This is a genomic window from Geothrix limicola (genome assembly GCF_030268085.1).
Classification (GTDB): Bacteria; Acidobacteriota; Holophagae; order Holophagales; family Holophagaceae; genus Geothrix; species Geothrix limicola.
The window spans coordinates 35822-50539 of the sequence record NZ_BSDE01000003.1; the positions used below are offsets into that span (position 1 = coordinate 35822).

Annotated in this window: 19 protein-coding genes; 9 read left to right on the forward strand and 10 right to left on the reverse strand. The window is 67.1% G+C overall.

The annotated features are described in order from the left end of the window. Nucleotide 1: 1 nt before the first annotated feature. From QSJ34_RS08060 to QSJ34_RS08070, 3 genes are all read right to left on the reverse strand, one after another. The gene (locus tag QSJ34_RS08060; protein ID WP_285573665.1) at nucleotides 2–355 is read right to left on the reverse strand and encodes a hypothetical protein; all 354 of its coding nucleotides are present in this window, start codon (nucleotides 353–355) and stop codon (nucleotides 2–4) included. A gap of 162 nt (nucleotides 356–517) precedes the next feature. Further along, nucleotides 518–919, reverse strand: a complete 402-nt coding sequence (locus QSJ34_RS08065) for a thiol-disulfide oxidoreductase DCC family protein (protein WP_285573667.1) — start codon at nucleotides 917–919, stop codon at nucleotides 518–520. Continuing rightward, nucleotides 898–1167 (reverse strand): TMEM165/GDT1 family protein, encoded by a 270-nt coding sequence (locus tag QSJ34_RS08070; RefSeq protein WP_285573670.1) that lies wholly within the window; start codon nucleotides 1165–1167, stop codon nucleotides 898–900. Before QSJ34_RS08070 ends, QSJ34_RS08065 begins: the two co-directional genes overlap by 22 nt. Nucleotides 1168–1234: 67 nt before the next feature. On the opposite strand from QSJ34_RS08070, the gene QSJ34_RS08075 reads away from it, so the two are divergent. From QSJ34_RS08075 to QSJ34_RS08090, 4 genes are read left to right on the forward strand one after another with little or no spacing between them, the layout of a single operon-like run. Continuing rightward, a complete protein-coding gene (locus tag QSJ34_RS08075) occupies nucleotides 1235–2182 on the forward strand; it encodes a ribonuclease D (RefSeq protein ID WP_285573673.1) in 948 nt (315 codons plus the stop codon). After that, the gene (fliW, locus tag QSJ34_RS08080) at nucleotides 2179–2613 is read left to right on the forward strand and encodes a flagellar assembly protein FliW (RefSeq protein WP_285573678.1); all 435 of its coding nucleotides are present in this window, start codon (nucleotides 2179–2181) and stop codon (nucleotides 2611–2613) included. The genes QSJ34_RS08075 and fliW overlap by 4 nt, the downstream gene beginning before the upstream one ends. A 16-nt stretch (nucleotides 2614–2629) precedes the next feature. Further along, nucleotides 2630–2881 carry a carbon storage regulator CsrA gene (gene csrA, locus QSJ34_RS08085; protein WP_285573681.1) on the forward strand — a complete coding sequence of 84 codons (252 nt, stop codon included), beginning with the start codon at nucleotides 2630–2632 and terminating at the stop codon, nucleotides 2879–2881. 18 nt (nucleotides 2882–2899) lie between these two features. Continuing rightward, nucleotides 2900–3073 (forward strand): YjfB family protein, encoded by a 174-nt coding sequence (locus QSJ34_RS08090; protein WP_285573684.1) that lies wholly within the window; start codon nucleotides 2900–2902, stop codon nucleotides 3071–3073. 22 nt (nucleotides 3074–3095) lie between these two features. On the opposite strand, the gene uvrA is transcribed toward QSJ34_RS08090, so the two are convergent. Continuing rightward, nucleotides 3096–5927 carry an excinuclease ABC subunit UvrA gene (gene uvrA / locus QSJ34_RS08095; RefSeq protein ID WP_285573686.1) on the reverse strand — a complete coding sequence of 944 codons (2832 nt, stop codon included), beginning with the start codon at nucleotides 5925–5927 and terminating at the stop codon, nucleotides 3096–3098. 57 nt (nucleotides 5928–5984) lie between these two features. Here uvrA and QSJ34_RS08100 point away from each other — a divergent pair, with 57 nt between their 5' ends. From QSJ34_RS08100 to QSJ34_RS08110, 3 genes are read left to right on the forward strand one after another with little or no spacing between them, the layout of a single operon-like run. Continuing rightward, a complete protein-coding gene (locus tag QSJ34_RS08100) occupies nucleotides 5985–6893 on the forward strand; it encodes a CHAD domain-containing protein (protein ID WP_285573688.1) in 909 nt (302 codons plus the stop codon). Next, nucleotides 6890–8509: a sensor histidine kinase gene (locus QSJ34_RS08105; RefSeq protein ID WP_285573690.1), complete on the forward strand. Its 1620-nt coding sequence runs from the start codon at nucleotides 6890–6892 to the stop codon at nucleotides 8507–8509. Before QSJ34_RS08100 ends, QSJ34_RS08105 begins: the two co-directional genes overlap by 4 nt. A gap of 20 nt (nucleotides 8510–8529) precedes the next feature. Then, complete coding sequence (locus tag QSJ34_RS08110; protein WP_285573691.1) at nucleotides 8530–8922, forward strand: VOC family protein; 393 nt, start codon at nucleotides 8530–8532, stop codon at nucleotides 8920–8922. Here the strand turns inward: QSJ34_RS08110 and QSJ34_RS08115 are convergent. The 6 genes from QSJ34_RS08115 to QSJ34_RS08140 all read right to left on the reverse strand — a co-directional run bounded on the left by QSJ34_RS08115 (nucleotide 8909) and on the right by QSJ34_RS08140 (nucleotide 13515). Continuing rightward, nucleotides 8909–9427 carry a PilZ domain-containing protein gene (locus tag QSJ34_RS08115; RefSeq protein WP_285573693.1) on the reverse strand — a complete coding sequence of 173 codons (519 nt, stop codon included), beginning with the start codon at nucleotides 9425–9427 and terminating at the stop codon, nucleotides 8909–8911. The two genes, QSJ34_RS08110 and QSJ34_RS08115, sit on opposite strands and share 14 nt — an antisense overlap. A gap of 45 nt (nucleotides 9428–9472) precedes the next feature. Then, a complete protein-coding gene (locus tag QSJ34_RS08120) occupies nucleotides 9473–9778 on the reverse strand; it encodes a putative quinol monooxygenase (RefSeq protein WP_285573695.1) in 306 nt (101 codons plus the stop codon). A 55-nt stretch (nucleotides 9779–9833) separates the two neighbouring features. After that, the gene (locus QSJ34_RS08125; protein ID WP_285573697.1) at nucleotides 9834–10076 is read right to left on the reverse strand and encodes a DUF2789 domain-containing protein; all 243 of its coding nucleotides are present in this window, start codon (nucleotides 10074–10076) and stop codon (nucleotides 9834–9836) included. Nucleotides 10077–10121: 45 nt separating this feature from the next. Next, nucleotides 10122–10913: a glutamate racemase gene (gene murI / locus QSJ34_RS08130; RefSeq protein ID WP_285573699.1), complete on the reverse strand. Its 792-nt coding sequence runs from the start codon at nucleotides 10911–10913 to the stop codon at nucleotides 10122–10124. 118 nt (nucleotides 10914–11031) lie between these two features. Then, a complete protein-coding gene (locus tag QSJ34_RS08135) occupies nucleotides 11032–11901 on the reverse strand; it encodes a 50S ribosomal protein L11 methyltransferase (RefSeq protein WP_285573701.1) in 870 nt (289 codons plus the stop codon). Nucleotides 11902–12057: 156 nt separating this feature from the next. After that, entirely contained in the window at nucleotides 12058–13515 is a 1458-nt protein-coding gene (locus QSJ34_RS08140) for a sigma-54 interaction domain-containing protein (RefSeq protein WP_285573703.1), read from the reverse strand. Between the two features lie 119 nt (nucleotides 13516–13634). Between QSJ34_RS08140 and QSJ34_RS08145 the strand changes: the two genes are divergently transcribed. Next, nucleotides 13635–14186, forward strand: a complete 552-nt coding sequence (locus tag QSJ34_RS08145; protein ID WP_285573705.1) for a thioredoxin family protein — start codon at nucleotides 13635–13637, stop codon at nucleotides 14184–14186. Further along, a complete protein-coding gene (gene thpR, locus QSJ34_RS08150) occupies nucleotides 14156–14704 on the forward strand; it encodes an RNA 2',3'-cyclic phosphodiesterase (RefSeq protein ID WP_285573708.1) in 549 nt (182 codons plus the stop codon). Before QSJ34_RS08145 ends, thpR begins: the two co-directional genes overlap by 31 nt. The last annotated feature ends 14 nt before the right edge of the window (nucleotides 14705–14718 follow it).

The following is a 14718-nucleotide window of genomic DNA, read 5'->3' on the forward strand; positions in this document are numbered from 1 at the left end:
CCTACGACTTCTTGTCCTTGCCGCAGGAGCCTTCCTTCTTGTCCTTCCCGCAGCTGCCGTCCTTCTTGTCCTTCCCGCAGGAACCGTCCTTCTTCATCTTCTTGTCCTTGCTGCCGCAGGAACCCTTGCCGCAGGAACCGTCCTTGGACTTGGCATCCTTCGCCTTCGCCTTGGCGGGGGCCTTGCCCTCCTCCTTTGCGTCCTTGGCATCCTTGGTACCGCATCCACCGGCCTGGCTGAGGGCGGCCTCGCTTCCGAAGGCGTCGACGGGGGTGGCGCCGAGGGTGGGGGAGCCCGCGGCCGTCAGGGACCCGGCGGCGAAGAGGGTGGCGGCACCGATGAGCTTCGTGATCATGAATCCTCCATGCGGACAGAGCCGCGGCGGGGGGCGCACGGCGACCCCACGTGTGATGGAACGCGACCCGATCCCCCCGATTTGGAGGAGCGATCGAGACCGTGTTGCTGTTCCTAACCCTTGGGGTGCGGGTTCATCGAGCTTTGTGACATTTTTTTATGTCTATGCCTCGAACCGCTCGTCCAGCACGGCTTTATCCATTGGACAAGCTCGTCTTGCGGGCCGGATCCAGGCGATGAACCGGTAGGCCCCATCGCGCAGCCAGGTTGGAATCCAGGCCAGAACCACCCCCACCCGCCGCCAGGCCGGGCCCATCCGCTTCAGGACGTGAATCGCCGCCTCGGAGCGGGTCAGCAGCTCCCCCTCGGGCGTCAGCACCACGAGGCTGTCGGGAAGCCCACGCCACCGGGAGGCGGGCACCAGCCGCGTGAAGGTGCTTCCAAACAGGGGTGCGAAGTGGATGCGACCGGAGCTGTCATGACGGGCCACGAATCGCGCCGCGCCGCTGCAGAAGCCGCAGTCGCCATCGTAGAAGAGCCGGGTCAGCCCTTGATCAGCACCCATAGCCCCACCGCGATGAAGGCCACGCCCGCCACCCACTTGATGGCCGCCTCGGGGATGAACCTGAAGAGCACGCCGCCGACCGCGACGCCGATGGCCGTGGCGCACACCAGAGCCGCGCTGGCGGCGAGGAAGACGGTCCAGACCTGGCCGCTGCGCACGGTGGCCGTCATCGCCGCGAGCTGCGTCTTGTCGCCGACCTCGGCGAGGAAGACGGTGCCGAAGGTGGTCCAGAAGAGGGATCGATTCATCGTGTTTCCTTGGAATTCCTGTGGACTGTACAGGGTAACGGACTGTCATCTGCGGCACACTGGAGGGATGGTGCTTGATCACTTCGACCTCCCCACGACCTACGTGGACACGCCGGAAAAGCTGCAGGAGGCGCTGCCCCAGTGGCATGCGGCGGGCCTGCTGTCGGTGGACATCGAGTGCAGCCTCACCGGCGTCCACCACTGCGTGCTGGCGCTCATGCAGGTGGCGACCCACGACCAGGCCTGGCTCGTGGATCCCCTGCCGCTGGAGGATTTCATGCGCCCCGCCCTGCAGGCCATGGCCCAGGTGCCCTGGATCGTCCATGACTTCTCCGGCGACGGCATCGTCTTCAAACGCCTCTACGACGTGGTGCCCGAGAGCATCTTCGACACCATGCTGCTCTCCCGGGCCCTGGGCTACCCTCAGCCGGGGCTCAAGACCATGGCCAAGCTCAAGCTGGGGCTCGACATCCCCAAGGAGGAGCAGGATTCCAACTGGATGATCCGCCCCCTGCGCGAGGCCCAGATCAGCTACGCCAGCCGTGACGCCGCCCTGTTGCTGCCCCTTCTGCGCATCCTGGCCGATGAATGCGATGCCCACCGGGATCATCCCGAGATCGGCCCCCGCCTCGCCAGCCTGCCCAAGGAGATGCGCCACCTGCTCAAGCGTGTGCGGGCCTACACGCCCCCCAAGCACGATCCCGTCGTGGACAAGATCCGGCACCTGGGCGACCTGGCCGTGGAGCGCGCCCTCAAGCTGACGGCCCTGCGCTGGGCCTGGGGCAACGAGGGGGACGTGGGTGCCGTCATGGAACTGGGCAATCGCTGGCTCACAGCGCGGCTCACCCATCCGCCCACCTCCAAGGAGGCCCTGGAGCGCACCATCGCCAACCCCCGGTTCCGCCGCAAACGGCTGGACGCCCTTTGGGCCGTGTTCAGCGAGGGGATGGTGGAAACTCAGGATGACCCGGAATCTCCCGATGGATTGATCTGGAACAACCCTGGACGGCCATGACCCCCGAACCCGAAACGACCAAGCCCGCCTCTCCCTTCTTCGAAGAAGGGGTCGTCCTGACCTTCCCCAAGGGCCTGCTCGGCTTCGAACAGCTCACGAGCTACCGGCTCGTGGAGCCGCAGGACGCCTACCCCCTCAAATTCCTCCAGTCCACCGAGGCCGAAGAGGTGTCCTTCATCTGCATCGATCCCGTGGCCGTAAAGAAGGACTACGAGGTGTCGTTGAGCGATGAGGAGGCCCAGGCCCTCGGCCTGGAATCCCCCGAGGACGCCCTCATTCTCACCCTCGTGGTGGTGCCCGAGAACCCCCGGCACATGACGACGAACCTGGCCGGCCCCCTGGTGGTGAACGTGAAGACGCGCGTGGGCTACCAGATCATCCTCAGTTCGGAGACGTTCCCCCTCCGGTTCCCGATCCTCGTCCAAGACTGAAGCCGGGAACCCGCCCATGCTCGTCATCACCCGAAAGCCGGATCAGTCCATCGTCATTGGCGGCGAGGTGGAGGTCGTCGTCCTCGGGATCACGAAGGATGGCGTCCGCCTGGGCATCAAGGCCCCGCGCAGCGTGCAAGTGCATCGGCGCGAGGTTTTCGAGGCTATCGCCGCCGAGAACCGCGCCGCCACCACCGCCAAGGCCCCCGTGCAGGATGCGGCCGCCCTGCTCCGGGCCGCTCAAGTCCGCAAGCCCCACATCCGATAAGGCCCTGTCGAGGTCTCTATGGAAATCAGCGCCGCAGGGCTTGCTGCCGAGGTTCAGGCGAACACCCAGAACCAGGTGGCCGTCAGCGTCCTGAAGAAATCCTTGGATATCCAGGCCGAGCAGGGCGCCGAAATGGCCAAGATGGTCGCCCAGGCCGCCGGCGTGGGCCAGCGGGTGGACCAGTACGCCTGAGGCAGGATAGGGCCGTTCGGATTCACTTCAGATACGGCGCCAGGAACTTCCCGGTAACGCTGGTCTTGCGCTTGGCCACCTCCTCGGGGGTGCCCACGGCGATGATGCGGCCGCCTTCGCCGCCGCCTTCGGGGCCCAGGTCGAGGATCCAGTCCGCGGTCTTGATCACGTCGAGGTTGTGCTCGATGACGATGAGCGTATTGCCCGTCTCCACCAGCCGGTTCACGACCTCCAGCAGCTTCTGGATGTCCTTCAGGTGCAGGCCCGTGGTGGGTTCGTCCAGGATGTAGACCGTGCGGCCCGTGGCGCGCTTGCTCAGCTCCTTGGCCAGCTTCACGCGCTGGGCCTCGCCACCTGAGAGCGTGGTGGCGCTCTGCCCCAGGCGGATGTAGCCCAGGCCCACGTCCATCAGCGTCTGCAGCTTGTTGGCCAGCACGGGGATGGGCGCGAAGAGCGTCAGCGCCTCCTCCACGGTCATGGCCAGCACTTCGGAGATGCTGTGGCCCTTGTAATGGATCTCGAGGGTCTCGCGGTTGTAGCGCTTGCCCTTGCACTGTTCGCAGGTGACGTAGACATCCGGGAGGAAGTGCATCTCGATCTTGAGAACGCCGTCGCCCTCGCACTTCTCACAGCGCCCGCCCTTCACGTTGAAGCTGTAGCGGCCCGGCGCGTAGCCGCGGGCCTTGCTTTCGGGCAACTGGGCGAAGAGCTCGCGCAGGGGCGTGAAGAGGCCCGTGTACGTGGCGGGATTGCTGCGGGGTGTGCGGCCGATGGGCGCCTGGTCGATGTCAATGACCTTGTCGACCGCCTCGAGGCCCTTGATCGCCTTGTGCTTGCCGACGATGTGAACGCCCTGGTGCAGCTGGTTGGCGAGGGCCTTGTAGAGGATCTCGTTCACCAGTGTGCTCTTGCCCGAGCCTGAAACCCCGGTGACGCAGGTGAAGAGACCGATGGGGAATTCCGCGTCCACCTTCTTGAGGTTGTTCTCCTCGGCGCCTACCACGGAGAGGTAGCCGCGCTTGGCCTTGCGCCGCGTGCGAGGCACGGGGATGGCGTCCCGGCCCGACAGGAAGTCGCCGGTGATGGATCCTTCCGTGCGGCCGATCTCCTCGGGCGTGCCCTGGGCCACCACCATGCCGCCGTGCTCGCCGGCGCCGGGGCCCATGTCCACCACGTGATCGGCGGCGAGGATGGTTTCCAGATCGTGCTCGACCACCAGCACCGTGTTGCCCAGGTCGCGCATCTCCTGAAGGGTGCGGATGAGCTGCAGGTTGTCCCGCTGGTGCAGGCCGATGCTCGGCTCGTCCAGCACGTAGAGCACGCCCTGCAGCTTGCTGCCGATCTGGGTGGCGAGGCGGATGCGCTGGCCCTCGCCGCCCGACAGCGTGGCGGCGCTGCGGTCCAGCGTGAGGTAACCGAGGCCCACGTCATCCAGGAAGCCCAGGCGCTCCCGGATCTCCTTCAGCACCTTCTCGGCGATGACGGCGTCCTTGCCTTCGAGGGCCAGGTCCGCGAACCACTTGCGGGAATCGCGGACGCTCTTCGACACCACCTGGGCGATGTTCAGGCCAGCCACGAAGACCGCCAGCACCTCGGGCTTCAGGCGCTGCCCCCCGCAATCCTCGCAGGGGATGACGCGCATGGATTCCTCCAGCTCCGCCTGGATCTCCTCGCTGGTGGTCTCGCGGTAGCGGCGGTCGAGGTTGCCGATGATGCCTTCGAAGTGGTGCACGAAATCGTAGCGGTTGCGCTTGCTCTCGTAGGTGAAGCGCATCTCCTTCTCGGTGCCGTGGAGCAGCAGGCGCCGGATGTCGGCGGGCAGCTTCTTCCAGGGCGTGTCGAGGTTGAACTTCAGCTTGCGGGCCAGCTGATCCAGCATCTGGGAGCGCCAGCCGTCTTCGCTGACGCTCTTCCAGCCGCTGGCCTGGATGGCGCCTTCGTTGATGGACAGCGCGGGATTGGGAATGATCAGCTCTTCCGCAAACTGGCGCTTGAAGCCCAGGCCGTCGCAGGTGGGGCAGGCGCCGTAGGGGCTGTTGAAGGAGAAGGAGCGCGGCTCCAGCTCCGGCAGGCCCTGGCCGAACTTGGCGCACTTCACGTTGTTGCAGGCCAGCTTGCTGGAGAAGAGCTGCTCGGTGCCGTCCAGATCGATGAGCGCACTGCCTTCCGCCAGGTTGCAGGCGATCTCCAGGCTGTCCGCCAGGCGCGACTGGATAGCGGGGCTCACCTTCAGGCGGTCGATGACCACTTCAAGGGTGTGCTTCTTCTGCTTGTCCAGGTCCGGGATGCCTTCCGTGAGATCAAGCATCGTGCCGTTCACTCGGGCGCGGATGTAGCCGCGCTTCATCAGGTCCTGCAGCAGCTTCTTGTACTCGCCCTTGCGGCCCCGCACGACAGGCGCGAGGATCTGCAGCTTGGAACCCTCGGGCTTGGCGAGGATCTGATCCGCCATCTCCTGGATGGTCTGGCTGGCGATGGCGTTGCCGCAGCCCACGCAGGTGGGCCGGCCCGTGCGGGCGTAGAGCAGGCGCAGGTAGTCGTAGATCTCCGTCACCGTCGCCACGGTGGAGCGGGGGTTCTTGCTCGTCGTCTTCTGCTCGATGGAGATGGCCGGCGACAGCCCCTCGATGCTGTCCACATCGGGCTTTTCCATCTGGTCGAGGAACTGCCGGGCGTAGGCCGACAGGCTTTCCACGTAGCGCCGCTGGCCCTCGGCGTAGAGCGTGTCGAAGGCGAGGCTGGACTTGCCCGAGCCCGACAGCCCCGTGATCACCACCAGCTGGTTGCGCGGCAGGCTGAGGTCGAGGTTCTTGAGGTTGTGCTCGCGCGCACCCTTGATGTGAATGTGTTCCATGGTTTCCCCAGCTTACGCCAATTTTTCGCTTTTGCGAATTGTGTCTAAAATCATCAGATGCATCCAGCCGACCTGGCGATCCTGCTTCACCGCGCCCTCGAGGTCCGGTTGGCGCGCCTGCAGGAACTGCTCAGGACCGATGATTGGGCCGCTGAGGCCGAACAGCTCCACCAGGTGCGGGTTTCGTCCCGCCGCCTCGGCGCCGTGCTGGATCTCGTGGATGCAGAGGTCTACCCCGGCCACAAGGGTCAGCGCCGCGCCCTGAAGGACCTGGTGGACATCCTGGGCCTGCCCCGCGAACTCGACGTCCACGCGGAATTCCTGAAGGCCCGCCACCTCGAGGCCGCCACCCCCGCCCAGGCCGCCGTGCTGGAGCACCTGCTCGAAGGGGTCGACCATCGCCGCGCCAAGGCCCGCCGCGCCATGGGCAAAGCCCTGGAGCGCCTGCGCCTGCCGGACCTTCGCCGCCTCCTCGACGTGCGTGCCCTTCAGCAGCCCTTCCAGGCCACCTCCCTGCAGGAGGCCGCCTGGGCCTGCCTGGAACCCCGCGTCTCCGCGGCCCTGGAGCCCCTGCCCGCCCTGGTCGCCCACGAGGATCCCGCAGCCCTCCACAAGGGCCGGGTCCGCCTCAAGAAACTGCGCTATGCCGTCGAGGCCCTCGAAAGCGCCTTCGCCGAATCACCCGAGGCCGTACTTGGAGACTTGCGGGCGCTTCAGACCATCCTCGGGGAGCACCACGACCTCGCCGCCCTGGAGGCCCTGCTCTGGGAAGTCGAAGGCGAGCTTCGGGCGCGCACGCGGCCCACCCTATGTGCCGGCGTGCTCGACCTTCTCGGAACCGTGGCCGAGGCCCGCCGCGCGGCCTTCGACCGCTTTGCCGCCCTCGCCCAGCCGCTGGGTTCCGCTGTCCTCGCCCGCGCCCTTCGAGCCGCGCTCGGTCTGCCCCTTGAGGAAACCCTCGCATGAGTTTCTGGCGGATGCGGATTCGACCCCTGGCCTGGATGCGCAGCCTGCACGCCAAGCTCTTCGTTCTCCTCGGGCTCGTCACCAGCGTGCTCACCGTGGCCGTGGCCTACTCCATCACCCGCAACAGCCGCCGGGAACTGGAGAGCTATTCGCGCAAGCTCACCATCGAAACGGCCCTCACGGTGGAGACGGACATCGTCGAGCGCGATCCCACCTTCAAGGATCCAGACAAGCTCGACCAGCTGCTGGAGAGCATCGCCGGCCCGGACCGCAGCATCTTCCAGATCGATGTCTTCAAGCGCGTGGGCAAGGGCTCCGAGGTCGAACTCGTCCGCTCCTCCGGCGAAGAGGACAAGGTGGAGTGGGGCTCGGAAATCGGATCCTACCTCTCCCTGCCCGGGCCCCAGGCCGAACTGGTGGACCTGGATCCCGCCGGGCGCGCCTGGAAGGTCTACCTGCCCATCCACACCCACAAGCCCGGCCAACCGCCCATCGGCCTCATCCGCGCCTACTGCGACCTGGAGCGCTGGGAGGTGGTCTGGACCAACAACTTCAACAAGACCCTGCACACCCTCCCCGGCGTACTGATGGGCGAGTTCATCCTCCTCTGGCTCATCCTCCGCGTGCTCATCAGCGATCCCATCGAGGGCCTGGTCCTCACCATGCAGCGCCTGGAGCAGGGCGAGGCCAACGCCCGCGCCCCCGTGCGCCGCAGCGACGAACTGGGCCTCATCGCCGCCCGCTTCAACGACATGGCCGGGCGCATCGAACAGGCCGCCGAGGAACGCGAGACCCTCATCCGCGAGATCCGCGGTCTGAACGCCAACCTCCAGGGCCGCATCGACGAGGCCCTGTCCGAACTCCAGGCCAAGAACCGCGAACTGGCCGCCCTGGTGGAACGCAACGCCCTCCTGCGCGAGGAACTCGGCGCCCAGGAACGGCTCGCCGTCGCCGGCCAGCTGACGGCCACCTTCGCCCACGAGGTGGGCACGCCGCTCAACCTCGTGACGGGCCACCTCCAGCTGCTCGAAGGCCAGAAGGACCTGCCGGACAAGACCCGTGAAAGGCTGGGCGTCATCGGCGGCCAGATCAAGCGCGTGGGCGACATCGTGCGCCGCATGCTGGACCTCACCCGCCGTCCCCAGCTCGATCGGCAGTCCCAGTCCTTCTCCGCCCTCCTGCTGGATCTGCAGCAGCTGTGGACCCCCACCCTGACAGCCCACGGCGTCACGGTCACCGCCCAGGCCCCCGCGGACTGCCTCCTGAATGTGGACCGCAAGCAGATGGAGCAGCTCTTCCTCAATCTCATGAACAACGCGGTGGACGCCATGCCCGGCGGCGGCGCCGTCACCCTCAGTGCCCAACTCTCCGAGGAAAGCACCCCTGGCGGGCAGTGGTGGGAGTTCCGCTTCCATGATTCGGGGCTGGGTATTCCCGCCGACCTGCTGAGCCAGGTCTTCCGCCCCATGTTCACCACCAAGCCCGAGGGGCGCGGCACGGGCCTGGGCCTCAGCATCTGCCGCGAGATCGTGCGCGGCCACGGCGGCGAAATCCGCATCGAAAGCACCGAAGGCCAGGGCACCTGCGTCGTGTTCACCCTGCCGGGAGCCGCCTAGATTCGGGCGAAAGGGGTTGCATGAAGATCGAACTCACGAGCGTCCTGGTGAACGACCAGGCCCACGCCCTGGCCTTCTACACGGAAGTGCTCGGCTTCATGCAGAAGCGCAACATCCCGCTGGGGGAAGTCCGATGGCTGACCGTCGTCTCCGCCGAGGGACCCGACCATGTGGAGCTGCTGCTGGAACCCAACAGCAACCCTGCGGCCAGGACCTACCAGCGGGCCCTCCTCGAACAGGGGATCCCGCTGACCGCCTTCCGCGTGGCCGACCTCGATTCCGAGTACGTCCGTCTGAAATCCCTCGGTGTGTCCTTCTCCATGAATCCCACCGACGTGGGCATGGCCTCCCTGGCCGTCTTCGACGACACCTGCGGCAACCTCATCCAGATCTACCAGGCTAAGAACGACTGACGCCCTGCCGGATCCGTTCGCGGATGAACTGCTGCAGCCGTGCCTCGTCCCCGGTCTTGAATCGCAGGAACTCCAGCTTCGCCTGGTTCGCGTGGAGCCCCCGCAGCACGGCCTCCTGCACGTCGACGACCTCCGCCTGATCCGGGAGCTGCACCTGGAGCCGCAGGATGTCGCCGGGCTCGAAGCGGATTTCCGTGCCAAGGGAACAACCGGCCATGGATAGGTCCGTGAGCGTGCCCTGGCCCTGCCGCGTTCCGAGAGAAAGCGTCACCGCCAGGTCGATCGGCAGACGCTCGTACTCGCGCCGATCCTCGTCGATCCGCGTGTAGGTGACGCCTTTCTGGAGGCGGTGGAACCGGTGCCGGCAGAGCTGGCAGCGAAAGGGGTAGACGGCGAACGAACTGAACAGGCGGTCCAGCAGGCCCGTCCTACGGGAGCGGCGGACATAGTCGCTGTGGCAGGCAGGGCAGGTCAGGGGTGCGGGATGGTCTGGATCGGTGGACATGGTCGGGCCCTATGGTTGGCTGAGGATGGCGGAAAGGCTGGCGACTCAGGCCGGGAGTTCCTGGCCGAGGTCGCACCTGTGTTTCGAAACCTTCGTGATCTTGGAACGGGTTTCTGCGCGGTACTGCGCGATGCTGGCGCCTTCGGAGTGGGCCGCGAGTGCGGCCTCATCCGCGTAGAGTTCGAAGATCAGGAACTTGCCCGGCTCGTTCTGCGGCACCAACACCTCGAACTGCAGCGTTCCAGACTCATCCCTCAGGGACCGTTCCCGATGGGCGAGAAGGGCATGAAGAATCTCCCCTTTCAGCTCGGGTTCGAATTCGGCGGTGACGATGAGGGCGACCTTGCTCATGAACGTCTGCTCCAAGGGGATGACGGCCGTTTCAGGTGGGGCATGCGGGCTTGGTTCACGGATTGGATCGGCGCAATCCGCTGTCGAGCTCGTCGATGATGTCGGCCCAGTCCGCATCGTTCTGGATTTCTTCGCGCAGGAATCCCGCCTGGGAGGGCGTCCAGAAGGGCGCCTCGTGCAAGGCGAGACCGGGCGCCAGGGGCCGGCGGGATTCGATGAAGGCCTGGATCTCCGCGGGGGCCGAGGGGAGACCAAGCTGGGCGAACAGACTGGTCATCGAATGGACATGGCCTTCCATGGGCGCCCTCCCACCGGCAGGGTACGACTTCCTGCCCGAACCAGTCTAGATTTCGACGACTTCCACATCGCCCAGGGCTTCCTCCAGAAAGCGGCTGCCCACTTCCTTGAGGCGGCTACTGGCGTCCGTGAGCTGGACCCGCAGGCTGCCGCGGGCACTGGCGGTGCGGTAGCCGAGGCTGCGCTGCAGCAGCCGGTCCACGGCCTTGGCCGTAACGCGCCCGCTGTCGATCCACCGCGTGCCGGGACGGCTGCGTTCCAGGCTCGCCATGAGCGTCGGATAGTGGGTGCATCCCAGCACCACCGTCTTCACCTCGAAGGGCAGTTGGTTCAGGTAGCGGCGGCAGATGGTGTCGGTGACCGGATCATCGAACCAGCCTTCTTCCGCGAGGGGCACCAGCAGGGGACAGGCCACGCTGTGGATCACGCGCTCCGGGTCGTGGCGGCGGATGGCCGCCTCGTAGGCGGCACTGCCCACGGTGGCCAGGGTGCCGATGACGCCCACGGGCCCCGGCTGCTCCGCCGCGGCTTCGGCGCCGGGCTCGATCACGCCGATCACCGGACAGGGGCTCACGGCCTGCAGGGCCGGAAGGCCGTGGGCGCTGGCCGTATTGCAGGCGATGACGATGAGCTTGGGATCATGGCGCTGCAGCAGTTCGCCCATCTGCAGGGTGTAACGCTCGATGGTGCGGTGGCTCTTGCTGCCGTAGGGCAGGCGCGCCGTGTCGCCGAGGTAGACCAGGTCCTCCTGGGGCAGCGACTGGCGCAGGGCGTGGATGACGGTGAGCCCGCCGATGCCCGAATCGAAGACGCCGATGGGACGATCCGAGCGGTTCATAGGACCCACCACGGAGACACGGAGGGCACCGAGGAAAGACACGGAGAAAGGGCCGGAGATCGCAGTGAATCTCCGTGCGTTTTTCTCCGTGTTCTCCGTGCCTCCGTGGCGAATCCGTTCATGCCGTCACCCGCGTGGCCAAGATGGCGATCCACTCGCCTTCCTTCACCACCTTCTCGGGCCTGAAGCCGTGGGAGGCCAGGCTCAGCAGGGCCTCGTCCGTGCACTCGGCCAGGATGCCGCTGGCGATGAGCCAGCCGCCGGGCGCGGACACCTCGGCCATGCGGGGCAGCAGATCCTGGATGGTGAGCAGCAGGATGTTGGCCAGCAGGCCGGCGAAGGGGCCCGCGGCCTGGGGATGCTCCAGGGTGCCGACGAAGCTGTCATAGGGCTTGGCGCCCTTGAGCAGGTGGGCATTCAATTCGATCAGTTCGTCCATGGCCGGGCCACAGTCCGGGTCGATATCGAAGGCCGTGAGCCCCTGGCCCCCCAGCAAATGGGCCGCCAGCGAGAGGATGCCGGTGCCGGCGCCGATGTCGAGGATGGGCCCCTTCAGGCGCCCGGAAGCCGCCAGTTCCTCCAGCAGTTCCATGCAGAGCCGCGTGGTCTCGTGGCCGCCGGTGCCAAAGGCCAGGCCGGGATTCACCACCAGGTCGATGCGGTCCGCGGGACCCGGGGTCTCGTCCCAGAGGGGCCGCACATGGAAGCGCCGGCCCACGTTGAAGGCGTCGAAGCCTTCGCGGCTCTTGGCCAACCAGTCCTCGTCGCCAAAGGCCTCGGCCTCCAGCAGGCGCACGCCCGGGAAGGCACCCAGGCCCGCCGCATCGGGGGGGGCTTGGTCGGGCGGGAAATACGCAAAGCAGGCCTGCGGGGGATCCGCTTCCCGGTAGAAGGCGGAGGAGCCCTCCCCCTCCAGCCAGGCGCAGAGCGCCTCTTCCTGGGGGTCCGGAACCTCCAGTTTCCACCTCAGATGGGTCGCATTCGCCATTCGCCCAGATTAGCAGGGGCCCCCGGGAACCATTCCCCCCCGCCCTGCATTCAATGGGTGCGGCCGGCCAGATCGCCGCGGAAGTGGGAAGTGAAGTGGGACAGGGGGTATGCCGCGGGGGAACGGGGGTTCCCCCGCGCTTGCGTCTGGGTCGGGCTACTCGGCCGCTTCCGCCGCCTCGGAATCCTCCAGATCCAGCCGCTTCATCTTTTCGAGGAAAGTCGTGCGCTTGAGGCCCAGCAGGTCCGCCGCGCGCTTCTTGTTGCCCCGGGTGATGGCCAGGCTCTGGAGCATGAGCGTCTTTTCCATGTCCGACACGACCTGGTTGAGGTCCAGTCCCTCGGCCGGCAGGTCCATGCCGAAGGCCGCGGGCGGCAGGGGCGCGAAGGCATCGGGAAGCACCGGGGCGGACTCGGCCTTCGAGGCGATGGGATGGGTGCTATCGGGGGCCTGGTTGAGGGCCGGAGCCTCGCCCATGCGCTCGGCCAGGAAGGCGAAATCCTCCCGGGTGAGCACAGGACGGGTGCCCGACAGCACGATGGCCCGCTCGATGGCGTTTTCCAACTGACGCACGTTGCCCGGCCAGGGCATGGCCATGAGCAGGGGATCCACGCTGGGGTGCAGGGCCTTGGGGTAGAGGCCATGTTCGCGGGCCTTGCGGTTGAGGAAATGCTGGGCCAGGAAGGGCACTTCTTCGCGCCGCGCCCGCAGGGGCGGCAGGGTGATGGGCACCACTTCGAGCCGGTAGAAGAGATCCTCGCGGAAGCTGCCGTCCTGCACCTTCTTCCACAGGTCCACGTTGGAGGCCGTCACCACGCGCACATCCACCTTCACGGGCGCGCCACCGCCCAGGGGCTGCACCTCGCGCTCCTGCAGCACGCGCAGCAGGCGCACCTGGGCGCCCAGGGGCATGGTTCCCACTTCGTCGAGGAAGATCGTGCCGCCGTGGGCCTCGCGGAACTTGCCCGGCGTGTCCTTGCGGGCATCCGTGAAGGCGCCCTTGTTGTAGCCGAAGAGTTCGGATTCCAACAGGTTCTCGGGGATGGCGCCGCAGTGCACGGCCACGAAGGGTTCGGCCACGTCGGCGCTCATGCGGTGGATGGCGCGGGCGATGACCTCCTTGCCCGTGCCGCTCTCCCCCAGCAGCAGCACGGTCGCGCGGGTGGCGGCGGCGCTGCGAGCGCGGGCGAGCACGTCCTGCATGGCGACGCTGGTGCCTACGAGACCAAAAGCGAGGGCCTGCGAAACCGTCAGCTGGGTGGTGGTGCCCGAGCGCGGGCGCAGGCCCGGCATGGGGGGCTCGGGGCCCAGCACGCCCCAGCGCACGGACCCCAGCGAACCCCATTCCGACAGGGCTTTGGGATCCATGGGCGCCGCGTCGGGCTTCAGGCCCAGCAGGATGGGCAGGGCCGCCACTTCGGCCATCATGCGATTGAGTTCCGGCGGGGGCCAGGCGCCCTTGGCGCTGATCACCCAGAGATCCACGTCCTTGGGCGCCAGGGCCGGCGCGGTACCGCGATCCACGCTCACGTTCCAAAGGGCCGCCCACCGATGTTCCAGCCCCCCCGTATCGTCGCCGAGGGTGGACCAGTGAAGGCGGGGCAGCTGCGTCATAAGCTCCTTGGTTGGATTTAGCCTAGATGCAGGTCGCTTTCGGTCAAGTCAAAAAAATGACGGCGCGCGCCTCCGCTTGCTCCCCGGCGTACGATGGAAGGGACTTCCTGGAGGTCCCCATGGCGCTCACGGAATCCACCATGGTCCCGCTCGGCACCGCCTGTCCCGACTTCACGCTGCCCGGGGTGGACGGGCGGCTCTGGTCCCTCCACGACTTCCACACCCCCGCCCTGCTGGTGGTGGTCATGTGCAACCACTGTCCCTATGTGCAGGCCATCGATGACCGATTGAATGAACTTGCCAAGATCCATGCCGGGCAGTGCGCCGTGGTGGGCATCAATTCGAATGACGCGGTCGCCTACCCCGATGACAGCTTCGAAGCCATGCGCGCCCGGGCCGCGGAAAAGGGCTACGTGTTCCCCTACCTCTGGGACGAGGAACAGACCGTGGCGCGGGCCCTGGGCGCCGTGTGCACGCCGGATTTCTTCCTCTACGATTCGCACCGCCGCCTGAGGTACCGGGGCCGCATGGACGACAACTGGAAGGACGCCGCCCACGTCACGCGCCATGACCTGCGGCGAGCCATCGTCCGCGTGCTGAACGGCGAGGAGCTTCCGACCACCCAGCTCCCGAGCATGGGATGTTCCATCAAGTGGAAGGCCGGGGTCTGAGGCTGTTCTTCGCCCTTCCGCTGCCGGAAGGGCTCGCCGCCGCGCTGGAAGGTTGGCGGCAGGGATACCCTGGCATCGAGGGCTGGTGCGCCTCCGCGGACCTGCACCTGACCCTCGCCTTCCTGGGGCACCGTCCGCCTTTGATCCTGCCCGGCCTGGAAGCCCTCGGCGCCAGCGTCGCCGCCCGCCACCGGATCTTTTCCCTGCAGACGGCCGCCCTCGGCAGTTTTTCGAAGCACCCCACCACGCGCCTGCTCTGGCTGGGCCTGGATCCCGCCAGGGCCCTGGAGGCCCTTGCGGAGGATCTGCGCCGCGCCCTGCTCGCGGCGGGCGAAAGCCTCGACACGCGGCCCTTCCATCCCCACCTGACCCTGGCCCGCTTCAAGCAGGCCCAGCCCTTTGCCGCCTTCGCGGATCCGCCGGCTCGCGCCTTTGCCGCGGACCGGCTCGTGCTCTTCGAAAGCCGGCCCCGCGGACATCACACGCCCCTGGGGACCTGGCCGCTTCGGGGGGTATGATCGAAAGTTCTGCC